Annotated in this window: 20 protein-coding genes; 7 read left to right on the top strand and 13 right to left on the bottom strand. The window is 74.9% G+C overall.

Annotated elements, in window-relative coordinates:
- Positions 1–44: 44 nt before the first annotated feature.
- From epsC to IE287_RS31020, 4 genes are all read right to left on the bottom strand, one after another.
- The gene (gene epsC / locus IE287_RS31035; protein ID WP_189852557.1) at positions 45–770 is read right to left on the bottom strand and encodes a serine O-acetyltransferase EpsC; all 726 of its coding nucleotides are present in this window, start codon (positions 768–770) and stop codon (positions 45–47) included.
- Between the two features lie 30 nt (positions 771–800).
- On the bottom strand, positions 801–2,126 hold the full coding sequence (locus tag IE287_RS31030) for an ATP-grasp domain-containing protein (protein ID WP_189852556.1): 1,326 nt from the start codon (positions 2,124–2,126) through the stop codon (positions 801–803).
- Positions 2,123–3,373 (bottom strand): ATP-grasp domain-containing protein, encoded by a 1,251-nt coding sequence (locus IE287_RS31025; RefSeq protein WP_189852555.1) that lies wholly within the window; start codon positions 3,371–3,373, stop codon positions 2,123–2,125. Before IE287_RS31025 ends, IE287_RS31030 begins: the two co-directional genes overlap by 4 nt.
- A gap of 219 nt (positions 3,374–3,592) precedes the next feature.
- Entirely contained in the window at positions 3,593–4,519 is a 927-nt protein-coding gene (locus IE287_RS31020; protein ID WP_189852554.1) for a GNAT family N-acetyltransferase, read from the bottom strand.
- 521 nt (positions 4,520–5,040) lie between these two features.
- On the opposite strand from IE287_RS31020, the gene IE287_RS31015 reads away from it, so the two are divergent.
- The 4 genes from IE287_RS31015 (at position 5,041) to IE287_RS31000 (ending at position 10,155) form a co-directional block, all read left to right on the top strand.
- On the top strand, positions 5,041–6,219 hold the full coding sequence (locus tag IE287_RS31015) for an aldehyde dehydrogenase family protein (RefSeq protein WP_229883839.1): 1,179 nt from the start codon (positions 5,041–5,043) through the stop codon (positions 6,217–6,219).
- 107 nt (positions 6,220–6,326) lie between these two features.
- Complete coding sequence (locus IE287_RS31010) at positions 6,327–8,048, top strand: thiamine pyrophosphate-binding protein (RefSeq protein ID WP_189852552.1); 1,722 nt, start codon at positions 6,327–6,329, stop codon at positions 8,046–8,048.
- Positions 8,045–9,568 carry a class I adenylate-forming enzyme family protein gene (locus IE287_RS31005; RefSeq protein ID WP_189852551.1) on the top strand — a complete coding sequence of 508 codons (1,524 nt, stop codon included), beginning with the start codon at positions 8,045–8,047 and terminating at the stop codon, positions 9,566–9,568. Before IE287_RS31010 ends, IE287_RS31005 begins: the two co-directional genes overlap by 4 nt.
- A gap of 146 nt (positions 9,569–9,714) precedes the next feature.
- Entirely contained in the window at positions 9,715–10,155 is a 441-nt protein-coding gene (locus tag IE287_RS31000; RefSeq protein ID WP_189852550.1) for an enediyne antibiotic chromoprotein, read from the top strand.
- A 57-nt stretch (positions 10,156–10,212) separates the two neighbouring features.
- On the opposite strand, the gene IE287_RS30995 is transcribed toward IE287_RS31000, so the two are convergent.
- From IE287_RS30995 to IE287_RS30955, 9 genes are all read right to left on the bottom strand, one after another.
- Positions 10,213–10,545 carry a hypothetical protein gene (locus IE287_RS30995; protein WP_189852549.1) on the bottom strand — a complete coding sequence of 111 codons (333 nt, stop codon included), beginning with the start codon at positions 10,543–10,545 and terminating at the stop codon, positions 10,213–10,215.
- A 101-nt stretch (positions 10,546–10,646) separates the two neighbouring features.
- Entirely contained in the window at positions 10,647–12,473 is a 1,827-nt protein-coding gene (locus IE287_RS30990; RefSeq protein WP_189852548.1) for an NAD(P)H-dependent oxidoreductase, read from the bottom strand.
- A 1-nt stretch (position 12,474) separates the two neighbouring features.
- Positions 12,475–13,956 (bottom strand): dihydroorotase, encoded by a 1,482-nt coding sequence (locus IE287_RS30985; RefSeq protein WP_229883838.1) that lies wholly within the window; start codon positions 13,954–13,956, stop codon positions 12,475–12,477.
- Complete coding sequence (locus IE287_RS30980; protein ID WP_189852621.1) at positions 13,944–15,050, bottom strand: acyl-CoA dehydrogenase family protein; 1,107 nt, start codon at positions 15,048–15,050, stop codon at positions 13,944–13,946. The genes IE287_RS30985 and IE287_RS30980 overlap by 13 nt, the downstream gene beginning before the upstream one ends.
- Positions 15,047–16,108, bottom strand: a complete 1,062-nt coding sequence (locus IE287_RS30975) for a PrpF domain-containing protein (protein WP_189852547.1) — start codon at positions 16,106–16,108, stop codon at positions 15,047–15,049. The genes IE287_RS30980 and IE287_RS30975 overlap by 4 nt, the downstream gene beginning before the upstream one ends.
- Complete coding sequence (gene asnB, locus IE287_RS30970; RefSeq protein WP_189852546.1) at positions 16,105–17,946, bottom strand: asparagine synthase (glutamine-hydrolyzing); 1,842 nt, start codon at positions 17,944–17,946, stop codon at positions 16,105–16,107. The genes IE287_RS30975 and asnB overlap by 4 nt, the downstream gene beginning before the upstream one ends.
- Positions 17,947–17,977: 31 nt before the next feature.
- Complete coding sequence (locus IE287_RS30965) at positions 17,978–18,934, bottom strand: PLP-dependent cysteine synthase family protein (RefSeq protein WP_189852545.1); 957 nt, start codon at positions 18,932–18,934, stop codon at positions 17,978–17,980.
- Between the two features lie 26 nt (positions 18,935–18,960).
- Entirely contained in the window at positions 18,961–19,692 is a 732-nt protein-coding gene (locus IE287_RS30960; RefSeq protein ID WP_229883856.1) for an HpcH/HpaI aldolase family protein, read from the bottom strand.
- Positions 19,693–19,739: 47 nt separating this feature from the next.
- Positions 19,740–20,600 (bottom strand): TauD/TfdA dioxygenase family protein, encoded by an 861-nt coding sequence (locus IE287_RS30955; protein WP_189852543.1) that lies wholly within the window; start codon positions 20,598–20,600, stop codon positions 19,740–19,742.
- A 389-nt stretch (positions 20,601–20,989) separates the two neighbouring features.
- On the opposite strand from IE287_RS30955, the gene IE287_RS30950 reads away from it, so the two are divergent.
- The 3 genes from IE287_RS30950 to IE287_RS30940 all read left to right on the top strand — a co-directional run.
- The gene (locus tag IE287_RS30950) at positions 20,990–21,196 is read left to right on the top strand and encodes a tautomerase family protein (RefSeq protein WP_189852542.1); all 207 of its coding nucleotides are present in this window, start codon (positions 20,990–20,992) and stop codon (positions 21,194–21,196) included.
- Positions 21,193–22,503 carry an MFS transporter gene (locus IE287_RS30945; protein ID WP_189852541.1) on the top strand — a complete coding sequence of 437 codons (1,311 nt, stop codon included), beginning with the start codon at positions 21,193–21,195 and terminating at the stop codon, positions 22,501–22,503. Before IE287_RS30950 ends, IE287_RS30945 begins: the two co-directional genes overlap by 4 nt.
- A gap of 1 nt (position 22,504) precedes the next feature.
- The coding region (locus tag IE287_RS30940) for an S-adenosylmethionine synthetase N-terminal domain-containing protein (RefSeq protein ID WP_308436898.1) at positions 22,505–22,851 on the top strand (347 nt) is incomplete at its 3' end.

Genomic DNA, 22,851 nt, shown 5'->3' with positions numbered 1-22,851 from the left:
GGGGGGAAGCGGGAAAGGGACGGGTGCCGGGGCGGCCGCGGGGGTCACCAGGAGCCCGCCGAGGCCAGCTCCCGCACGGCGTCGGAGACCGACAGCGGCGGCCGGTCGCCCGCGGCGGCGCCCGCCGGCCCGCCGGAGACGGGCGGGACGCCGGGACCGGCGGCGCCCGTACGGGCCGCCGGCACCGGACCGGCCCCGAGCGGGGGCACCGCCCGCGGTCCCGGCGCCGGACGGACCACGGAGCGGGCCGCGTACACCCGGGCGCCCGGCGGCAGGTCCTCGGTGACCGTGGCCATCGCCCCGACCAGGGCGCGGTCGCCGATGGTCACCGGGCCGAGCACGGTCGCGTTCGCGCCGAGGATCACGCCGTCGCCGACCACGGGGTGGCGGCGGGCGCCCGGCGGGCGGTGGTTGTCCGCCCACCAGCCCACCGCGCCCAGCGTCACCTGCTGGTAGATCGTCACGTCGTCGCCGACGACGGCGGTCTGGCCGATCACCACGGACGCGCCGTGGTCGATGAACACCCGTCGGCCCAGCACCGCGCCGGGATGGATCTCCACTCCGGTCCGCCGCCGGGAGATCCGGGCGACGGTCCGTGCCGCGGTGCGCATCCCGCGGCCGTACAGCCGGTGTGACACGCGGTGGGCCCACACGGCGGACAGTCCGGTGTGGCCGAGCGCCTCGCGGCGGCTGGTGAGGGACGGGTCCCGGGCGACGACGACGGAGAGGTCCTCGGCCAGGGTGCGCAGCAGTCCGTTTTCCTCGGTCATGGGGTCGGCTCCTTTCGGCGCGGCCGTCGCTCAGGCGGCCAGGACCGGGGCCGCTGCGGCGGCCGGTTCGACGTCGATCCGGATGGACTCGCCGGCCAGCCGCTCGCACAGTTCGACCGCGCTGTCGGTGTCGGCGGCCGTGACCACGACGCTGCCGAGCCGGTCCCAGTTGTCGCGCAGCGGCCGGACGGTGTCACCGGGGCCCACGTTGACCTGCGCGGCGATCACGTCGGGCCGTGCCCTGACCTCGTCGACGCCCGCGACGGCCGTCACGGTGCCGGGCTCGCGCAGCACCACGCGCATCACCGCGGCGCCCTTCGGCTCGGGGGAGGCGGTGAGCGGCTCGACCAGGCCCAGCGGCCAAGCCGTGCCGTACGCGATCATGTCGATGCCGTACGCGGCCTCGACCAGCTCCACGATGTTGTCGCCGCCCAGCCTGTTGTGCGACTCGATGACGAGGGGGCCGCGCGAGGAGAGCCGGATCTCGGTGTGGCTGGGGCCGTCGGTGACGCCCATCCCGGTCAGGAACTCCTCGACCGCGTCGGTCAGTGCCGTCCGGTCGTCCGCGTCGAGCCGTGCGGGCACCGCGTGCCCGAGCTCGGCGAAGTGCTCCTGGCTGGTCAGCTTCTCGGTGACGGCGACGACGACGTGGCGGCCCGCGAAGCTCAGCGCCTCGACGCTGAACTCGGGCCCGTCGATGTACGACTCCATCAGGAAGCCGTCGACGGTGAACATGGTGGAGCCGCGGTCGGTGCGGCCGCCGTCCATCTCCCGGATCCGCGCCCACACCCGGTCGAGGTCCGCGCGGTTCTCCGCGCGCAGCAGCCCGAAGCCCGCGGTGGTGGACACCGGCTTGACGATGAACGGGTAGCCCGCCCGCTCGCCGAACGCGTCCAGCGACTCCCTGCCCTCCACGAGCGCGGCGTGCGGCGCCGGAAGCCCGTTCTCGGCGAGGTGCCGGCGCATCAGCGACTTGTCGCGCATCCGGCGGCTCACCTCGTGGCGCCGTCCGTCGGTCAGTCCGAACAGGTCGCCGAGGCGGCCCGCCGGGGTCACCCCGGGCTCGGTCAGCGACACGACGGCGTCCACCCCGTACACGGCGCGGGCGGCCTCGGCGAACGGCCGGACGGTGTCCCAGTCGGTGTAGTCGACGACGAGCAGCACGTCGGCGGCCCGGGTCTGGTACTCGGTGACCTTGTCCGGGTGCTGGATCAGCACGGTCGTGACGCCGAGCGCCACGTACCGCTCCACATGGGCGTCGACGCCGCCGATCAGCAGCACGGTCTTCCGGCCGGTCGGCGCGGCCGGGACCGGGGCGGGGGAGGGGACGGGGGAGGTGTGGTCGGCGGTGCTCATCGGTGGGTTCCCTTCGGGGCGGCCAGGGCGGTCTCGCGGACGTCGACGCGCAGCAGCCCGCGGACCCGGGCGATCCGGTCGGCGGCCTCGGCGGGCGACTCGGCGTCGACGACGACGTATCCGTGGCGCGTGAACGAGTTGGTGGTGGGCGGCAGGTCGTCCCCGGGGGAGTGGGGGAAGTGCAGCGTCTGGACGTAGGGCAGGGCACGGATCGCGTCGAGTCCGCTCACCGACCGCAGTTCTCCGGCGGGCAGCAGGAAGAAGCCGACGGACGCGGTGTGCCTCGGCCGCGGCGGCTCCACCGGCTCGCCGGCCAGCGTCCGGAAGATCGCGGCCTCGATGTCGTAGTCGGAGGCGGTCTCGATGAGCAGCGGGATGCGGTCCCCGCCCAGCCGGGTCTGCGACTCGACGACGCGCGGACCCCGGTCGGTGAGGATGACCTCGGTGTGCGCCGGACCGAAGCGGTAGCCGGCCAGGTCGAGCAGACCGATGACGACCGCGTGGATCGCGGTCCGCTCGGCGTCGGTCAGCGGTGCCGGGTGGACGTGCGAGGTCTCCACGAAGTACGGCGCGCCCGTGGTGTGCTTGGCGGTGATGCCGATGACGTGGTGCACCCCGTCGGCGGAGAGGGTCTCCACGCTGAACTCGGGCCCCTGCAGGTACTCCTCGATCAGGTAGGGGCCGGGCAGCCCGGCCGCGGAGACCCGGTCGGTCCACTCGTCGAGGTCGGCCGCGTCGCGGATCAGCGCGACGCCCCGGCTTCCGGAGGCGCGGGCGGGCTTCACCACCACGGGCAGCGGCAGGCCGGCCAGCGCGCCGGACACCTCGTCGGCGGTCGCGACGGAGACGGAGCGCACCGCCGAGAGGCCGTGCGCGAAGAGCAGTCCGCGCATCGCGGCCTTGTCGTTGAGCACCCCGATCGCGGCCGCCGGGTTGGGCGAGACGCCGAGTGCCTCCGCCTCGGCGCAGACCGGGGGCATCGACTCCTCCGCGCCGAGGTGCAGCACGTGGCCGATGTCGTGCACGCGGACCGTCGCGGCGATCAGGGTGCGCAGTCCCTCCTCGTCGGAGAAGTCGGTCAGCAGCAGCTCCCTGGCGTGCTCGGCGACCTCGTCGAGGTACTCCCGCTCGCGCAGCGAGGGATCCCAGATCGCCCAGACCTCGAAGCCCGCCTCGGCGGCCTTGCGGACGAACTGGCTGTAGGGCATCACCATCAGCAGCCGCTTGGATGCGCCGGTGGGGGTCATGTCGGGGGCTCCGTTCTGGGCCTGTTCGGTGACTCGGCACGGGGCCGTCGCCGTCCGGCGGGGCGGCGACTTCACGAAGAAGCGCCGAGTCCCGGCGGACGTCTTCCGGCGCGGGGGCGGGTCGGTATCGTCGTGTCAGACATCGGGACGGACTCGGTCGGGAGTGCGTCCCCGCGGTGGTGAGGCGTCCGACGGCCGCAGGGGCGGCCGCCGGAGGGGTCAGGTGAGGCTCAGCCGGAAACGGGTGAGGGAACGCGCGCCCGTCACGCTGAAGACGGGCACGAACGCCTCGGCCCTGTGCACGTCGCCGGTCTCCAGCGTGGCCAGGGCGCGTACGGCGCCACGGGCGCGCAGTTCGGCGAACCCGGCGGTCAGCAGGGCGAGGCCGATGCCGAGCCCGCGGAAGGCCGGGGCGACCGCGACCTCCAGGATCCGGCCCTGGTCGCCGGATCCCTGCGTCAGGACGTGACCGGCCGGGCGGCCGGACACCTCCAGGAGCAGAGCCGCCGCACCGTCGTCCCGCGCCCGGCGCAGTGCCGCGCGGAAGGCCGCCGGCTCCTCGGTCCTGGGACCCCGGACCGCGCGGCGCAGATGCAGCGCGTGCAGGACCGCCAGGTCGCCGGGGTCGTCGAGGTCGGCCGCGCGCAGCGAACCGCCGTCGGGCAGCACCATCGGCAGCGCGTCCGCCGTCAGGTCGATGGCGTACTGGCCGGTCGTGGCGCCGCGGACGAAACCCGCCTCCTTCAGCACCGCCGGGACCACCTGGTCGCCGCGCAGCACGCCGCCGACGGTGACGGAGTACGGTCTGCCGTCCTCCAGGACGAGCTCGTCGGCCCGGTCCAGGAGCAGGCACAGCAGGGTGCGGGCCGCGCTCACGCCGTGCCGGCCGGGCAACGCGGTCAGCACCGCGTCGAGCTCGTCGCCGCGCGGGGTCAGCGCCGCCCAGGCGATCACTTCGTCGCCGGGGCCGGTCAGGCACCAGCTGTTCTCCTCGCAGCCGGGGTGCCCGGCCGCCCGAAGGGCGTCTTCCCGGGTGTACGTGGCCACTCCGGTGAGGTTCTTCTCGTGCGTGCGCATCAGGCGGACCAGGCTGTCCGGCGGGATGTCGGCCGGGCGTCTGACGGTGAGCTGCCCGTGCGGGGTCATCGGTGCCTCCCGTCCTCGGGGAATCGGGTCCGGCGGTCGGGCCGGAGCGTCCGGGAGCCCGTGGCGGGCCGCTGTCGGCGGCGGCCTCCCGACGGGCGGGTCCCGGAATCCGGTACAGACAGCGAAAGGAATGCGGTGGAACGGAATTCTCCGGTATTCACAGCACTCCTCCTCTCCTCTGGCCGACCGGATTCCGGCGCCGGTACGGGGGGTTCCCGGCGTAGTCCGAGATGCTACTTGCCAAAGCTGTGACGTCCTTCTCCGAGAATGCTCGGTGGCCCTCTCCGCGATTGAACACGGCTGAACGCAGCACGAACCGAGATGCGTCGGAGCGGTCGCCCGCGAGAGGCTTCGGCGAGCAAACCCGAAGGTCAGGGCGGGTGCGAAGGGGTGGTCGCATGCACAGCGGCGTCATCGGGGCGAGCGTGGACGCACTCACGCCGCGACACCACAGTCGAACGGCAGATTTCCTGGAGTCGGTTCACGCCACCGCGGCCGACATCGTTCCGAAAGTCGTCGACGTGCTTCTGCGGAACCGCGACGAATTGTTCACCGTGCTCACCGGGGTCGCCACCGCCCAGGCCGCAGGAGACGAAATACTGCGCTCCTTGAGAGCACTGGCGGGCGCCCCCTGGGAACTGCTCCGCAATTCCCCCCGGCGGCTCGGCCGCCTCGCCGCCTTCCTCCCGTCGAACAACCTGCTCTACTCCTACGTGCTCTTCGGCGTCGTCCCCTCGCTCTACACCGGAGAGATCCGGCTGCGCCCCTCGGCCCGGGTCGCCCGCGCCGCGCTCGCCGTCCACGAGATCCTCGGCCCGCCGCTGCGCCGGCTCGGCACCGGGCGGATCGTCATGACCCCCTGCACCCAGCGGGAGTTCCTCACCGACTGCGCGCGCTCCGACGCGGTCGTCTTCACCGGCCGCCCGGAGAACGGGGCGGCCGTCGCCGCCCGGCTGCCGGCCACGACCCTGCTGCTCTCCTTCGGCTCCGGGCCCAACCCCGTGGTCGTCGGACCCGACGCCGACCCCGACGCCGTGTGCCGCGCCGTGCTCGACGCCCGGCTGTACAACTCGGGCCAGGACTGCCTGTGCACCGACCTCGTCCTCGTCCACCGCTCACAGGTCCGCGCGCTGTTGCCGCGGCTCGCCGACGCGCTGGCCGGGATCCGGATCGGCGACCGGCGCGACCCCGCCGCCCGGGTCGCCCCGCTGGTCTACCCGGACGCCGTCGAGGACGCCGCCGCCTTCCTCGCCGCGCACCGCGAGTTCACCGTCCGCGGCGGCCGGACCGACCTCGCCCGGCACACCGTCGAGCCGACGCTGCTGCACCTGCCGTGGCGGGAGGACTTCCATCCGCCGGAGTTCTTCTCCCCCGTCGTCCTCACCATGGCGTACGACGCGCCCGGCCAGGTCGCCCGCTGGCTGGGCTCCGCCGAGGAGACCGCCCGCGGCATGTACGTCTCGGTGTTCGGCGAACCGGCCCTCGCCGGGAGGTCCCGCCTCGCCACCAGCGTGGTCTGCGAGGAGCGCGTCACCTTCGACGTCGAGGACGGCAACCGCCCCTTCGGCGGCTACGGCCCGCTGGCCGGGAACGTCCGGCGCCACGGCACCGTGACCGGCCGCCCCCTGCTGCTGTCCGCGGAGGCGGGCCCGCCCGCCGCCGGCACCGGTCCCCGCCCCCGCGGCCGCACCGGACCCTGACCGTCCGTCCCTCCGGCCGCCCGCGCGCCGGCCGCCGCGACGCCCCGCACCCGCGCCCGCGCCCGTACGCGCGCCCCCGTTCCACCGAACCGCTGAGGAGCCGCCCCGTGAGCGCGACCACCGAGAACCGTCCCTGGCACGTCGTCGCCGAAACGCTCGCGGACGCCGGATGCGACCTCGTCGTCGGCCTGCCGTCCGACGAACCCGGCCTGATGGACGCCGCCGGGACCGTGGACGGGCTGCGCGTCGTCAAGGTCCGCGACCAGCGGGCGGGCGCCTGCGCCGCGATCGGCCACGCCGCCGTCTCCGGACGTCCCGCCGTCCTCGCCGTCAACTCCGGCCCGAGCTTCGCCAACGCCCTCACCGGCCTGCTCGAAGCGGACTCGCTGGGCGCCCCGGTCGTCGTCGTCACCACCCGCGTACCCGCGCTCGGCATCGGCCGGGGCGCCTTCCAGCACACCGACCAGGCCGCCATGGCCGCACCGCTGACCAAGTGGACCTTCCTGGTGGAGGACCCGCGCCAGCTGACCTGGGCGCTGCGCCGCGCCGTCCACCTCGCCGTCAACGGCGCCCCCGGCGTGGTCCTGGTCGAGATCGCGGACGAGGTGCTGCGCGCCCCGGCACCCGAGCGCCGCCCCGCCCCGCCGGTGCGCCGCCTGCGCTTCGCCGCCGACGCGGAGGAGGTCCGCCGTGCCGCCGCGCTGCTCGCCGCCGCCCGTCTGCCCGTCGTCGTCGTGGGCGGCGGCTGCAAGCCCGCGGGCGCGGGATCCGCCGTGCGACGGCTCGCCGAACTGCTCGGCGCGCCGGTCTTCACCACCGCCGCCGGGCGGGGCGTCCTCGACGAGGAACACCCGCTCGCCTGCGGCCTGGTGGGCCTCTACACCACGCCGCCAGCGGACCGGCTGCTCGCCGAGGCGGACGTCGTCCTCGCGATCGGCTCCCGCCTGGAGGAGACCGCCCGGACGGGCTGGGACGGGCTCGACGACAAGACCCTCGTCCACGTCGACGTGGACCCGGCGGTGTTCCTGGCCGCCCTGGAACCCGAAGCCGCCCTGCTCGGCGACGCCGCCGTGGTCGCGGGCCAGCTCGCGGACGCCCTTCGGGCGCAGCCGCCGGAGGCGACCGCCCTGGCCGCCCGCAGGGAGGGGATCGCCGCCGTGCGGGAGGAGATGCGCGCCCGTCACGCGACCGGCGGCACGGACGGATGCGGCCTGACCGTGTCCGGGGCGCTGCGGCTGCTCCAGGAGTCGGTGGGCCGTGACGCCACCCTCGTCCAGGAGAACGGGCTGCACGACATGTGGGGCTACCACTGGCCGGTGGTCTCCGTCGGCGACGGGGCCCGGGTCGTCGCGCCCGGCGAGCAGACCATGGTCGGGTTCGGGCTCCCCGCGGCCGTCGGCGCGGCCGCCGCCGACCCGGCCCGCAGGACCGTCCTGGTCTGCGGCGACGGCGCGTTCGAGATGGGGCTCGCCGCGCTGCCCACGGCGACCGAACTGAAGCTCGGCCTCACCGTGCTCGTCCTGGACAACCACGGCTACGGCTGGCCCCGGTTCGTCCGCGCCGAGGAGCGGGCCCCCGACGCCCTCACCCGGTTCACCGCCCCCTCCCACACCGACGCCGCCGTCCGCGCCCTCGGCGGCGACGCGGTGCGCTGCACGACACCGGCGGAACTCGCCGCCGCGCTCGCCGCCGCGTCCGAGGCGCACACCGAGGGCCGGCTCACCGTCATCACGGTCCCCGTCCACGACGCCGACGTCCCGGTGGGCGTACGCCGGGTCTTCGCCGCTCCCGATGCCCCCGGGTCCCCGTCGTCCGGAGCGGCGGCATGACCGCCCGCCCCCGCCCGTTTCCCGGACCGGTCGGCACCGGAACCCCCGCTCCGGCCCCTGACGGCTCCGCCGCGACCACCGGCCGACCGGCCGCCCCGCTCCCGGACCCGGCCGCCGGCCACTCCACCCGGCGCGCGCCGCGTTCGGCCTCCCGAGCCCTTCCGCGCCTGAGCGTCGACGGCGAGGCCGTCCCCGAGGACCGGCTGGCCCGGCTGGTCGACGGGGTCGCCCGGGGGCTCGGTGCCGCCGGGGCGGGGCCCGGGCGGGCGGTGGCGCTCGCCTGCGACCATCCGCTCGCCGCGGTCGTCGCCGCGCTCGCCGCCGAGGCGGTCGGGGCCCCGCTGCTGCTCGACGGCACCGCCCCGGCCCGGCACATCGCCCCGGCGGCCCGGATCCGCGCCACCGGCTCGGGGGTGCCCGTCGTCGCGGCCGGGGCCGTGCGACCGCTCGACGTACCGGACCAGGTCGCCGCCGTCTTCTGGACCTCGGGCAGCTCGGGCGACCCCAAGGCGGTCGCCGTCCCGGCCGCCGCCCTCGCCCACCAGGGGCGGGCCACCGCCGCCCGGATGCGGGTCACCGACGCCGACCGGCTGCTGCTCCCGCTGCCGCTGCGGCACGCCTACGGCTACAGCGTGCTGCGGGTGTGGCGGGCCACCGGCGCCCACCTGTACGCGGAGTCGGGCTTCCACCTGCGCACCACCCTGCACCGGCTGGCGACCGAAGGCATCACCTCGCTGGACGGGGTGCCCGCCATGTACCGGATGCTCGCCGCCGAGGCCACCCGCGACCCGGAGGCGGCCCGGCTGCTCGCGGGGCTGCGGATCCGCGGCTGCGGCGGCGACGTGCTGACGCCCGCCCTGTACGCCGACTTCCTCGCCCTCACCGGGGCGCCCCTGCACGACGGCTACGGCCTCAGCGAGGCCGGCCCGAACGTCGCTCTCAACGCCCCGGGCGACCTGCGCCCCGGTACCGTCGGGCGGCTCCTCGACGGTGTCGGGGCCCGGCTCGACGGCCCCGACCGGGAGATCCAGGTGATGAGCCCGAGCCTGATGCTCGGCTACCTCGACCCGGCCACCGGCGGCCTCGACCGCGCCCCGTTCACCGCCGACGGCTGGCTGCGCACCGGCGACACGGGTGCGGTCACGGCCGACGGCTGGCTCACCGTCCGCGGCCGGATCAAGGAAGTGCTGCTGGTGCACGGCGAGACCGTGGCCCCCACCGTCGTCGAGGACGCGGTACGGGCCGCGGCCGGGGTCCTGGACGCGGCGGTCGTGGGCGTCCGGGGCGGAGGCGACCGCGGCGACCGGGGTGACACCGTCTGGGCGTTCGTGGAGAGCGCGGATCCCGACCACCGGGCGGTGGCCGCCCGGGTCGCCGAGGCGTGCCGCCGCGCGCTCCCCCCGCACGCCCGTCCGCGAGCGGTCCGCGTGATGCCGCGGCTGCCGCGGACCGGAAGCGGAAAGTCCGACCGGGTGCGGCTGCGGGGCTGGGCTTCCGGCGCGACGACGGCCGCCGCGTAGCCGTATCGCTCAACTGTGCACCGTTTTGAGTGAGTTGCATGAAGCAACCTCGAAGATGTGGGGGACCCCCAAGATCGCTAAATTCGTTGGTGGCCGCCGGAAGAGGAGCGGCCGCTTCCCTCCTTCTCACCTCCTGGAGTTCTCGCATGACCGTCAAGAACAAGCTCGGCCTCATCGCTCGCGTCGGCGCCACCGCCGCCCTCGCCACCGGCCTGGCCGTCGCCTTCCAGCCCGCCGCGATGGCCGCGGCCCCGGTGGTCTCCGTGACCCCGGCCAGCGGCCTCGCGAACGGCGCCACGGTGACCGTCACCGGCACCGGTCTCACCCCGGGCGCCGTCTACCACGTCGCCCAGTGCGAGATCGTCGCCTCCGGCGACTACGGCTGTGACCCGGCGACCGTGGTGGACGTCACCGCGGACGCCCAGGGCAAGCTCAGCACCCAGTTCACCGTGCACAAGGTCTTCCAGGCCGTGAAGGGTGCCGCGGGCACCCCGTCCGGCACGGTCGACTGCGGCGTCACCGCCTGCCAGGTCGGCCTCGGCGACTCCCAGGGCGTCGGCGGCGGCCAGCGGATCACCTTCGCCTGAGCACCGGCCGGCTGACGACGTCGCGCGGTCCGTGGCGCCGCCGCACCCGACTCCCCGTCAGGGAGCCTGGCTCCCGATCGGGGAGGGTGCGGCGTCGGCCAGGACCACCGCGACCGTCTCCGGCTCGAAGTTGACCGCGCTGGACCAGCCACCGATCGCCAGCCGGAACCAGATGGCGCTGGTGATCACTCCGTCCCGGTGCTGGTCCTCCACCACCTCGTCACCGGGCGACCAGCCCTCGGCCTCGTAGCCGACGGCCGCGTCCGGCAGCAGCAGCCGGATCACGGGGCTGTCCAGGGACGGCCCCGACCGGACGTTGGCGTCACGCCAGACCGGCCCGAGCGGGACGCGCAACGGGTGGAACTCGCCGGACTCGGGGGACGACGACATCGGACCCTCTCCTTCTCTCTGTGCTTCCCTGTGCTTCTCTTCGGCTTCCTCGCCGTTCCCGGCCGCTCCGGCCGGGAGGTCCCGCCGGTCCTCGCGCCGGCTCAGGCGACGGCCCCCAGGACCGTCTTCCGCTCGGCGGCCCGCGCGCCGCCCAGCCACACCACCTGGGACACCATCTGCACCAGCCGCGCCGCGTCCGGCGCGGGCTCCTCGCCGGGGGCGTCGGCCGCCGGCACCCGGTCGACGGCCACCCCCACCGGCGTCGGCCAGCCCCGCAGCGCGTGCCCGATGGTGCGCAGCGTCGTCAGCGTCGAGACCGCGCCCTGCGCCGCCGCGCCGACCGCGACCGTGCCGATCGGCCTCCCCTCCAGGTACGGCACCGGACCGTCGAGGTCGTTGACGTAGTCGAGGGCGTTCTTCAGCAGCCCCGAGACGGTGGCGTGGTACGTCGGCGACACCAGGACGACCCCGTCGGCGGCCCGCAGCTCGTCGAGGAACCCGGCCACCGCCGCGTGCGAGGCGCCGAGGCCCGGCCGGTACGCCGGGAAGTCGATCTCCGATCCGGTGAACACGCGCGCGGAGGCGCCCTGCTCGGCGCAGCGCTCCGCGCACCAGTCGGCCACCCGGTCGCAGGTGGATCCCCGGCGCAGCGATCCGCTGATCAGGACGATGTGCGGTGCCGGCATGGCGAAGGGCCCTTTCTTCGGACGGAGGGGGGTCATCGGAGCGGCCGGCCCGGCGGGCCGTTCGGCTTCCCGGGCCCTGGGACGCCAGCCCAGGACGTCGGTGAGGGCCACGTCCTTGCGGCCGGCGGAACGGACGTGGGCGTTGCGGCGCTCCTCGGCCGCCCGGTCGGCGCCCTGGTCGAGGGAGCCCTGACGGCGGGAGGCGAGGACGACGGCCCCGGCGCGCGGCGTGCGCTCGCGGGCGTAGTCGGCGAGCGCGTCGGGCACCTCGGCGGCCGAGGCCAGCGCCTCGGCCAGCACCAGGGCGTCCTCCAGGGCCATGTTGGCACCCTGGCCGAGGGCCGGGACCATCGGATGGGCGGCGTCCCCGAGCAGCGCGACCCGGCCGTCGACCCAGCCGTCGACCGGGTCGCGGTCATGGATGTCGGTGACGACGATGTCCTCGGGAACGGCCTCGCGCACCAGGTCGACGACCGGCGGGTACCAGCCGTCCATGGCCTCGAGCAGCGCCGCCCGGGCCCCGTCCGCTCCCCGTGCCGGCCACACCCCCGGCGGCGCGGTGATCTTGGCGGTCCAGTAGAGGGTGTCGCCGCCCACCGGTGCGACGAACAGCTGGATGCCCCGGCCGTTGACCACGTGCCCGCGCGCGCCGAGCGCCGAGCCGTCGGTCCGGCCGCGCACCGAGGTGTAGCCGCGGTAGTGCGGCGGCCCGTCGTCCAGCATCTGGGCCCGGACCGCCGAATGGATGCCGTCGGCGCCGATCAGCGCGTCGCAGTCGATGGTGTGCCCGTCCGAGAGGACGGCGGTGACCTGGTCGGGGCCGGTGATGTAGCCCGTCACCGCGGTGGCGAGGCGGACGGCGGCCCCGGCGGAGAGCGCCTCGTCGAGCAGGGCCCGGTGCAGCGCCGTGCGCAGCACCGGGATCTGCGGGGCGCCCAGCGCCGCCGTCGACGTGCCGACCTGTTCCTCGGCGAGCACCGTGCCGTCCGCCTCCATCACGATCCGCACCTCGTCGCGCCGGGTGACGTGGCCGACGTCGCGGATCCGGGCCCCGAGACGTGCGCTCAGCGCGTCGATCGCGCGCACCCCGTTCGGGTACAGGACGAGCCCCGAGCCCCTGGCGCCGATCCTTCCCGTCCGTTCGACGACGGTCACGTCGAGGCCGCGCGCGGCCATGCCCGCGGCCGCCGCGAGGCCCCCGATCCCGCCGCCCGCCACCACCACGGACCGTTTTCTGGTCATGTCATCCCTCCCGTGCGGCGAGCGCCGCCGTCGGTGTCGTGTCCCAGGTCGTCGCGGACCGGAGCCCCGTGTCCCCGGGGCCCGCGGCTCCGGGGCACGTGTCCCCGAAGGCCGGGGCCGCCCCGAGCAGCCGGCCGTCGTACGCGCCGAACGTCCCCGACGCGGCGTCCCACACGGTCCGCCCGGCCCGCAGGGTGCGTTCGACCCGGCCGGTGAACGTCCAGCCCTCGTAGGCCGACCAGCCGCACTTGCTCTCCACGTCGTGCGCCGAGAGCATCCACGGCGTGTCCGGCGCGAAGACCACCAGGTCGGCGTCGGCGCCCGGTGCGATCCGCCCCTTGCCCGGCAGCCGGAACAGCTCGGCGGGCAGCTGCGACAGATGCCGCACCAGACGGGTCACCGCCACGTCCGGATCCTCGTCGGGACGGCGGCGGCGCATCCCCGTCCACACGGCGACCGCCAGCTCCTGCACGCCGGGCAGCCCCGGCGGCGAGTCGGCGACCGAACGGGTCTTGTCCTCGACGGTGTGCGGCGCGTGGTCGCTGCCCAGCGTCGCGGCCTGCCCCTCGACCAGCGCCCGCCACAGCCGGTCCTGGTCCAGCTGACCGCGGATCGAGGGCGAGAGCCGGGTGCGCGCCCCCAGCCTGCGGGTGTCCTGGTCGGTGAACGACAGGTGGTGGCCGGTGACCTCGAAGGTCACCGGGTATCCGGCGGCCCGCGCCGCGCAGACCAGGTCGGCCTCCTCGGCGCTCGACAGATGCAGGATGTGCGCGGCGGTGCCGTACCGCCGGACCAGCTCGACGACCTTCGCGACGGCGACGATGCCGCCGGTGCGCGGCCGACGGCGCTCGTACTCCAGATAGCTCCCCGGATCGCCCCACCAGGCGTCGAGCAGCGCGAACAGGCCGTCGTCCTCGGCGTGCAGGACCAGCTGCACCCCGCCCTCGGCCGCCGCGGCGAACGCCCGCTCCAGGACCACCGGATCGCGCACCACCGTCGGCGCCGTGTGGTGGCCCGCCATGAACACCTTCGCGCTCGTCGCCACCGCCGGATCGAGCTCCGCCAGCAGCTCGGGCCTGGCCGGGTCGAGCCCGATGTGGAAACGCAGGTCCACCAGGGAACGGCCCGCCACCAGCCGGGCCTTCTCGGCCACGGCGGCCGGGTCGAGCGTCGGCGGCACCGTGTTCGGCATGTCCATCACGGTGGTGACACCGCCGCGGACCGCCGCCCGGCTGCCGTGCTCCCAGTCCTCCTTGTACGTCAGACCCGGCGTGCGGAAGTGCACGTGGGAGTCGATGAGACCGGGCAGCACGTAGTGGTCGCCCGCGTCGATCCGCTCGACGTGCGCCGGCGCGGTGTCCACGCCGGTCACGGCGGTGATCCGCCCGCCGGCGATCAGCACATGGCCCGCGCGCACCCCGTCCGGCGTCACCAGCCTGCGGCCGCTGACCACGAGGTCGGGCACCGCGCTCAGCCCGTCCACGACGCCGCCACCAGGTCCCGGCACAGGTCGTTGGTCGGACCCATGAACGCGATGCCCCGCGCGTCGGCCAGGAGCCGCACGATCCGCGCGCCGTCGCGGTACCCGGCCGAGCCGAGCATCCGCGCCACGTCGAGGCAGATCTCCTCGGCCGCCACGCTCGCGTGGAGCTTGCTGTGGAGCGTCGTCAGACCCGGATCGGCCGAGGTACGCGCCCCCGCCCGGTCCACCACGGCCCGCGCCGCCTCCAGCCGGGTCGCCAGATCCACCAGCCGGTGCCGCACGGTCGGCAGCGCGAGCAGCCCGTGGTGCTCCGCGTGCCCCACGGCGAGGTCGAACGCGCCCTGGGCGATGCCCACCGACACCGCGCCCAGGCTGGCGCCCGACTCCCGCACCCCCGCGATCACCGAGGCGGCCCCGCCGGCGGGGCCGAGCCGGTCGCCGTCGGCGACCACGCAGCCGTCCAGCGCGACCAGTCCGGTCGCCGAACCGCGCATCCCGGCGAGCCCGAAACCGAGTTCCGGGACCACGCCCGGGGCGTCCGCCCCGACCAGGAAGAAGGTCTGTCCGTCCGATCCGTACCCGCCCGGCACCGCCGGCGGCTCCTCGGCGGCCGTCCGCACCAGCACCAGGTAGACGTCGGCCACCCCGGCGCCGGTCGCGAACGCCTTCGAGCCGTCCAGCCGCCACCGGCCGTCGGCGAGCCGCGTCCCGGTGCTCGACAGGTTCCGCTTGGCCGCCCCCGCACCCGTCTCGCTCCACGCCGAGGCCGCCAGCACGCTGCCGTCGGCGAGCCCCGGAAGCCAGCGCTCCCGCTGCTCCTCGGTACCCCACTCGGCGATCCGGGCGCTCACGGCGAAATGCTGGAACGCGACGATCGCCACCGACGGATTGACGGCGGCGATCTCCGCGACGATCCGGTTGACCGCCACCGCGTCCCCGCCCGCACCACCGTGCCGGACCGGCACGGCCGTGCCGAGCAGACCGCTCGCGCGCAGCCGGGCCAGCACCTGACGGTCCGGCTCACCCGCCGGATCGGTCGTGTCGGCGGATTCGGACAACCGGGCGCGCAGCTCGGCCGTCAACAGCGGTCTCATGCCGCCCCCGACAACGCCAGGCATTGGGCGACCTCCTCGAATTGCAGATGGCTCAGGGGCGTCAGGACGAACGAACCCTGGAAAGTGACGCTCTTGCGCGCGACGGTCGCCCACAGCAGGGCGCCCTCGCCGTCGGCCGCACCCGGTGCCGCCGTGACCGCCGTGACGGCCGTGCGGCCGCCCGTCGTCACGATCTCCAGCGGTCCCGTGTCGGCCCCGTTCTCGCGGGCGATCCGCCACGGCACGGTGCCCGGGATCCGTACGGCCGTCCCCAGGCACACCACCCCGGTCAGCGCGATCGACGGATGCCAGCCCGGCACCGTCACGGCCCGGGCCGCGATCCCGCCGTCCTCGGCGGGCAGTACCGCAGCGATCTTCGGGAAGGCCCCGTCGGCCGGCCAGCCCAGCCGGCCGGCCGCCGCCGCGCGCAGCGCCTCCAGCCGGCCGAGGAGCTCGTCGCCCGCGCCGAACAGCGCGGCCCGGTCGGGAACCCCGAGCTCGCGTGCGTCCACGAAGGCGTACGCGTTGGCGCTCGCGACCAGCGACACCTCGGTCCGGTCGGCGCCCGCCGACAGCGGCGTGCGGGGGGCCCCGGCGGGCAGCAGCTCACCGAACGGCACCGGCGCCGACTGGACGAAGGTGACCGTGAAGGCCGCCCCGTCCCGCTCCACCCGGTCGACCTCGCACACCACGCTGTCGCCGTTGTTGAGCACCTGGACCCGGATCCGCGCCCCCGGCACCAGCCGCGGCAGCATCCCCGAGCGGGCGGCGGCCACCACCGCCGACAGGATCGAATGACCGCATGAACCCCGCAGGTCGAACCGGTCGGGGGCGCCGGGCAGCGCCTGCACGAACCGGTAGTCCAGATCGAACATCGGGTGCGCGGACGGCTCCACCAGCGCGATCTTCAGCACGTGCGCGCCACCCGCCGACACCAGGTAGCGGCGGGCCTCGGCGAGGTGCCCGAGAAGCGCCTCGTCGTCCCGCGGCAGCCGTCCGGCGTCCAGCACGAAGGTGGGGCAGGGACTGCCCGCCGCGTACGCGAGATGGCCGATCACGCCGCCACCGCCAGTGTCCGCGGCGCGTCCGGCAGCACCGGCGAGGCCCCGGGGAGGGCCCCCGGGCGGCGGAACTGCTCGTGCCACACCTCGTAGGCGAGCAGCGCCCACAGCGCGAGCGCGGCGCCGTCGTCGGGCCGTTCGGCCTGCGCCGTGAAGAGCGCCTCGACCGCCGCGCCGTCCAGCTGGCCCCGCTGCGCGAGCCGGTCCGCCGCCAGCAGGTCCCGGGCGTGCTCCCACAGCGGGGTGCCCGGCCGCAGCATCGCCGTCACCGGCAGTGTGAACGGCTGCTTGGGGCGGGTGAGGACCCGCTCCGGCAGCAGCCCCGCCGCCGCCGCGTACAGCGTCCGCTTGACCTGTCCGCCCTGGATCCGCTGGTGGTCCGCGAGCGCCCGGCCGAGCGCGACCACCGACCGCTGGCAGAACGGCACCCGCGCCTCCACCGAGGACGCCATGCTCAAGTGGTCGACCCGGCGCAGGTGGTAGGCGGGCAGCCGCTGCTCCAGCTCGAACCGGGTGATCCGGTCCAGGACCGTGCCGGGACCGTGGAGCAGCTCGGCCAGGACACCGGAGGGCAGTGCCGGATCGGCCGCGGCGTGGGCCCGGTAGTCGGCGGTGTACAGGCGCGTCCGCAGCGCGGCCGGGGCGGCGGACAGCGCGTCCAGGTATCCCGCGGCCCACTCCTCGCCCGCGGCGGACCGCTCCGCCGCCACCCGCATCCGCTCGTACCCGCCGAACACCTCGTCGGCGGCGTCACCGGTCAGCGCCACCGTGAAACCGGCCTCGCGCACGGCCCGGAACAGCGCGTACGTGCTCAGCGCGATCGGGTCGGCGTTCGGCTGGCCCAGATGCCACACCGTGTCCTGGAGGAGCGAGGGGAAGTCCGCCGGGTCGATCTCCACCTGGTGGTGCGTCGCCCCGGCCCGTTCGGCGACCTCCCGCGCGAAGTGCCGCTCGTCGAACGGCCACGCCCCCCGGTAGGCGATGTTGAAGGTGTCCACCGGGCCCCGCTCGGCGGCGAGCGCCGTCACCAGGCTGGAGTCCAGACCGCCGGAGGTGATCAGGGCCACCGGCACGTCCGCGACGAGCAGCCGGCCGACCTCCGCGCGCAACGTCCTGCGCACCCGCCGGGCCGCGGTGAAGCCGTCCGGCACCGGCTCCCCGGCCGCGTCGGCGGACCGCCGGCGCACGCGGGGGGTGCCGCCGAGCTCGCACACCCAGGTGGTGCCCGGCTGGAGGACGTCCACGTCCTCGTACACGGTCCGCGTGCCGAACGGCGTCCTGGTCGCCAGGTACGCGTCGAGCGCCGACTCCCGCACCCGGGCGCCGATCCCGCCGAAGCCGAGCAGCGCGGGCAGTTCGGAGGAGAAGCGCAGGGAGCGCCCCGCCGCGTCCCACCGCAGGTACAGCGGTTTCATCCCGATGTGGTCGGTGGCGAGCAGCAGCCGCGGCACCGGGCCGCGCTCGTCGACCAGCGCCAGCGCGTACATGCCGTCGAGGTGGTCGGTGAACCCCTCGCCGTACTCCAGGTACAGCGCGGGCAGCACCGAGCCGTCACAGCGGTCGGGGACGTCGTGGCCCCGCGCCACCAGGCGGGCGCGCAGCTCCTCGTGGTTGTAGATCTCGCCGTTGAACACGACCCGCACCCGGCCGTCCCGGCCGTAGGGCTGCTCCCCGCCGTCCAGGTCGACGACGGCGAGCCGGTTGCTGCCGAGGCCCCAGCCGGGGGCCCGCGCGGTCCGGGTGGCGTCCGGGCCCCCGTGCCGCTGGAGGGCGGCGACGGCGCGCATCTCGTGCGGCGTCGCCGCCGCGTTGAAGTAACCGAAGATCCGACACATGTCTGCCTGTCTTTCGTGAGGAGACGACGGATCAGCGGGCCGTCGACAGGTAGCGCTCCCCGCTGTCGGGGAAGACGGTGACGACCGTCGCGCCCGCCCAGCGGGAGCGGGCGGTCACGGTACGGGCGGCCCAGGCGGCGGCCCCGGAGGAGACGCCGACGGGCACGCCGGTGGCGCGGGTGACCTCCTGGGTGGTCACCGCGGCCGCCTCGTCGGTGACCGCGACGACCTCGTCCACCAGGGACAGGTCGGTGATCTCGGAGACGTACCCGGCGCCGATGCCGGGAATGCCGTGCGGCCCGGCCGGGCCGCCCGACAGCACGGCGCTGCGGGCCGGTTCGACGGCCACCACGTGCAGTGCGGTGCGCTCCTTCAGGTAGCGGGCGGTGCCGGTGAGGGTGCCGCCGGTGCCGACCCCGCACACCAGCACGTCGATCCGGTCGCCGAGGACCTGCCAGATCTCCGGTCCGGTGGTCGCGTAGTGCGCCGCCGGGTTGGCCGGGTTGCGGTCCTGGTGCGGGACCCACGAGCCGGGCACGGTCCGCTGCAGCTCCTCGGCGTACGCCCAGGCGGCCATCAGCCCGTCCCCGGCCGGCACGAGGTGCACCTCGGCGCCCAGCGCGCGCAGGAGCAGGCGGCGTTCCTCGGTGGCGTTGTCGGGCATCACGATGACGCAGCGGTGGCCGCGCCGGGCGCACAGCGCGGCCAGCGAGATGCCGGTGCTGCCCGAGGAGCACTCGATGACGGTGCCGCCGGTCGGCGGCAGCAGCCCGGCCTCCTCGGCCGCCCGCATCATGAACAGCGCGGCCCGGTCCTTCACGCTGGACAGCGGGTTGGCCGTCTCCAGCTTGGCCAGCAACCGCACCGACGCGCCGAGTCCGGGCAGCGGCACGTCGAGCAGCGGCGTCCGCCCGACCAGGTCGTCCACCGACCCGGCCGGTGCGCCCGCCGGCCCGGCCGGTGCCGGCGTGCTGAGCTCTGTCGTCACGGTTTCCCCTCTCCTGTCCCGCGCGGTCAGACCGTGCCGAGACCGCGGGCCGCGGCCAGATGTGCGGCGGCGGCCTGCTGAAGGTGGGTGATGTCGCTGGAGACGGTGGCGAAGGTGAAGCCCTCGGCGAGCCGCTTCGCGGCGTTCTCGCCGTCCAGGACGTGGATGCCGCAGGCGATGCCGTTGCGACGGGCGGCGTCCTTGATCCGCACCAGCGCCGCCTCCAGCGCGTCCGCGGCCGCCGGATCGCCGAAGAAGCGCGCCCCGAGCGCCGCCGACAGGTCGGCGGGGCCCACGTACACCGCGTCCAGCCCCTCGGTGGCGCAGATGGCCTCCAGGTCGTTCAGCGCGGCCGCCGTCTCGATCATCACGATGCAGGCGACCTGCTCGTCGATCTCGGCGGGCACCGACCCGAGCCGCACCTCGGCCCGGACCGGACCGCCCAGACTGCGGGTGCCCGCCGGATGGTGCCGGCAGGCCCGGACCACGGTCCTGGTCTGCTCGGCGGTCTCCACCATGGGGACGATCACGGCGCGCGCCCCGGTGTCCAGGGCGACGCCGATCGCGACCGGGTCGGGCGACGGCACCCGGATCACCCCGGCGGACCGGCCGCGGGCGTCGACCGCGAGCATCGCCGCCTGCCAGCCGGGCTGGTGCAGCACGCCGTGCTGGCCGTCGACGCCGACGTAGTCGTAACCGAGACCGGCGATCCGCTCGGTCCCGGCCGGGTTGTCCAGGGCGATCCAGTAGCCGACCATCGGCTCCCGGCGGCGCAGCCGCGCGGCGAACTGCCCGGGCCCGGTGCTCACTCGCCCTCCCGCAGGGCGTAGCTGCGCTTGCCGTCGAGACCGACCGGCACGTCGCCGTCGACCGACACCCGGTGCAGCACCCGCTGATGGCGGTCGTAGTCGTTGACCGCGTAGTGCTGGGTGGCGCGGTTGTCGAAGATCAGCACGTCGCCGGGGCGCCAGGACCACCGCGCGGTGTTCTCCGGGCGCCGCACGTACGACTGCAGCACGTCGATGATCGGCCGCGACTCGCGCGGGGTCATCCCGACCAGCCACTGCGCGAAACCGCCGAGGAACAGGCTCGGCTCACCGGACTCGGGATGCACCCGCACCACCGGGTGCGCGGCCTCGAAGCGGCGGGCCAGGAAGGCCTCCCTGACCTTCTCGCCGCGCTCGGTGCCGAGCCGAGGCTGCTCCGCGTGATTGGTGTGCACGGCCCACAGGCCGTCCGCTATCGCGCGCAGCTCCGCCGGCAGGTCCCGGTACCCGGCGGCCGCGTTCGCGACCATCGTGTCCCCGCCGTAGGGCGGCAGCACCACGCTGCGCAGGCTCGTGCCCAGCGACGGGGCGGTGGTGAAGCTGACGTCGGTGTGCCAGTGGTCGGCACGCTGGTCCTCCCCGTCGACCGGGATCACCTGGGGGGTGCCGTCGATCGTCCGCATCATCGGATGCGGGGCGGTGAGCGGCCCGAACCTCGCGGCGAAGGCGAGCTGGTGGGCGTCGGTGATGTCCTGGTCGCGGAAGAACAGGACCTTGTGCTCCAGGAACGCGTCGTGGATCTGCCGGAAGACGGCGTCCGACAGCTCGGAGGAGAGGTCGACGCCCATCACCTCCGCGCCGATCCTGCCGCCGATCCTGCGTAGGTCGAAGAGGGACACCAGCATTCCTTCCGAGCGGGTCGGGAGCCCAGTGCTCCCGTGACGGGCGGGGCCGCGCGGGCATCGGGCGCGCCGGGCCGTCCCGTCACGGGAGAACGCCCGGCGGCGATCGGACGGGACCGGCCGGGCAGGACGGCGCTGATCACACCACGGCCGGAAATCGACGGCAAGACATCCAGGAATTGCGCCGCGACTTCACCAACTCGACGTCCGCTACCACGGGAAAAAGGCCCGAGGAAATCCACGACTTGTTCAAGTCGTGCCGCTTGCGCGATCGCCGCTTGCCGACCCGGGGACGGCGGGAGATTCTCGAGCCGCCGCTCCTGTGCCCGCACCCTGGAAAAGTATTCCGCGCTCTTTGTCGTCTTCTGCAGAAAAGGACCGCTGACATGCCGGTGATCACCGTCAACTGGTGGCAGGGCAACGACCGGGAGAGCCGCAGAGACCTCGTGGCCGGCATCACCGATGTCGTCACCCGGGTCTCCGGCTGCCCCGACGAAGCCGTCACCGTGATCATCCGGGACGTGGCTCCCGACCACTGGGGCAAGGGGGGCCGGCTCGCCGACGAGATCCGACCGCCGCGGAGCCTGCGATGAGCACGGCGGAGGCGAAGGAAGCGGCGGACGACGCGCGGTCCGCCCTCACCCTGCGCTCCCTGCACCCCAACATCCGCCTCCGCCTCGGCGTCGGTTTCGTCCAGCGGCTTCTCTCGATCATGCTGATGCCGCTGCTCGTCATCCACCTCGCGGGGCTGTACGGCGCCGCCGTCGCGGGTGCCCTCACGGTCTGCGTGGCGGCGGCGGGCATCGCGGCCAACTTCCTCGGCGGCCACCTGGCCGACGTCCACGGCAGGCGCCCGGTCATGGTGGCCGGCGAACTCGGCGCCACCGTCACCTTCGCCCTCCTCGCCCTCGCCAACTCGCCCTGGTGGAGCTCGGGACCCGCGACCTTCGGGCTGTTCCTGCTGAACACCTGCTGTTCGCAGCTGGCCACCCCGGCGGCCGACGCGATGATGGTGGACGTCTCCACCCCCGAGAACCGCCCGCTCGTCTACACGATCAACTACTGGTCCATCAACCTGGCCTTCACCGTCGGCGCGTTGCTCGGCGGCTTCCTGTACGACGGGCACTTCCTCCAGCTGCTGACCGGCGCCGCCGTCCTCTGCCTGCTGACCACGGCGGTGATGTGGCGGTGGATCAGCGAGACCGCCCCCGCCACCGGTGCTCCCGGCCCGTCCGGCCCGGCCGCGATGGTCCGCGGCTATCTCGCCGTCGCCCGCGACCGGATCTTCCTGCGGCAGCTGGCCGCCGCCGCGCTGATCGCGGCCGTCGAGATGCAGATCGGCTACTACATCGCCGTCCGGCTCGCCGACGAGTTCCCCCGCCAGACCCTCCTCTCCCTCGGGTCCTTCGGCCTCGACGTCGACGGCACGGCGATCCTCGGCGTCCTGCGCGCGGTCAACGCCGCCCTGGTCGTCGCCCTCATCCTGGCCGCCAAGACCCTCCTGGGGAGGGTCGGCGAACGCACCCGGCTGTACGGCGGCATCGTCGTCTTCACCGTCGGCTACATGATCTGGGCCGTCAGCAACTCCGGCTGGGTGCTGATCGCCGCCGCCGTCCTGCTCACCGTCGGCGAGATCGCCAGCGTCCCGGTGCGCCAGGCCCTGCTGGCCGACCTCATCGATCCCGGGGCACGCACCAAGTACATGGCCGCCTACGCCCTCAACGCGCGCGTCGGCCTGCTCGTCGCCGCCCTGTGCGTCACGCTCGGAGCCTTCGTCCCCGCCGTCGGCATGAGCCTGCTGTACGCCACCGCGGGTGTCGCCGCGCTGCTCCTGTACCGGTCCCTCCTCGGGGTGCGCGCCACCCGCGAGGCCGAGACGAACCTTGTGAAGGCTGCCTGACATGACCCGCACCGCGACCAGACGTCTGTTCACCTCGGAGTCCGTCACCGAGGGCCATCCCGACAAGATCGCCGACCGGATCAGCGACACCGTCCTGGACGCCCTCCTCGCCCAGGACCCGCAGGCCCGGGTGGCCGTCGAGACGCTCATCACCACCGGCCAGGTCCACATCGCCGGCGAGGTCACCACCACCGCCTACGCGCCCATCGCCCAGCTGGTGCGCGAGGCGATCCTCGACATCGGCTACGACTCCTCGAAGAAGGGCTTCGACGGCGCCTCCTGCGGCGTGTCGGTGTCCATCGGGTCGCAGTCCCCGGACATCGCGCAGGGCGTGGACACCGCGTACGA

It is taken from the genome of Streptomyces omiyaensis, assembly GCF_014650895.1.
GTDB classification, from domain to species: Bacteria; Actinomycetota; Actinomycetes; order Streptomycetales; family Streptomycetaceae; genus Streptomyces; species Streptomyces omiyaensis.
This window is presented reverse-complemented; position numbering and strand designations above follow the sequence as displayed.

Coding starts and splice junctions, on each gene's coding strand:
- IE287_RS30980 (WP_189852621.1), bottom strand. CDS start 15,050: ATGAGACCGCTGTTGACGGCCGAGCTGCGCGCCCGGTTGTCCGAATCC.
- IE287_RS30950 (WP_189852542.1), top strand. CDS start 20,990: ATGCCGGTGATCACCGTCAACTGGTGGCAGGGCAACGACCGGGAGAGC.
- IE287_RS30995 (WP_189852549.1), bottom strand. CDS start 10,545: ATGTCGTCGTCCCCCGAGTCCGGCGAGTTCCACCCGTTGCGCGTCCCG.
- IE287_RS30990 (WP_189852548.1), bottom strand. CDS start 12,473: ATGACCAGAAAACGGTCCGTGGTGGTGGCGGGCGGCGGGATCGGGGGC.
- asnB (WP_189852546.1), bottom strand. CDS start 17,946: ATGTGTCGGATCTTCGGTTACTTCAACGCGGCGGCGACGCCGCACGAG.
- IE287_RS31020 (WP_189852554.1), bottom strand. CDS start 4,519: ATGACCCCGCACGGGCAGCTCACCGTCAGACGCCCGGCCGACATCCCG.
- IE287_RS31005 (WP_189852551.1), top strand. CDS start 8,045: ATGACCGCCCGCCCCCGCCCGTTTCCCGGACCGGTCGGCACCGGAACC.
- IE287_RS31030 (WP_189852556.1), bottom strand. CDS start 2,126: ATGAGCACCGCCGACCACACCTCCCCCGTCCCCTCCCCCGCCCCGGTC.
- IE287_RS31025 (WP_189852555.1), bottom strand. CDS start 3,373: ATGACCCCCACCGGCGCATCCAAGCGGCTGCTGATGGTGATGCCCTAC.
- IE287_RS31000 (WP_189852550.1), top strand. CDS start 9,715: ATGACCGTCAAGAACAAGCTCGGCCTCATCGCTCGCGTCGGCGCCACC.
- IE287_RS30945 (WP_189852541.1), top strand. CDS start 21,193: ATGAGCACGGCGGAGGCGAAGGAAGCGGCGGACGACGCGCGGTCCGCC.
- epsC (WP_189852557.1), bottom strand. CDS start 770: ATGACCGAGGAAAACGGACTGCTGCGCACCCTGGCCGAGGACCTCTCC.
- IE287_RS30960 (WP_229883856.1), bottom strand. CDS start 19,692: ATGGTCGGCTACTGGATCGCCCTGGACAACCCGGCCGGGACCGAGCGG.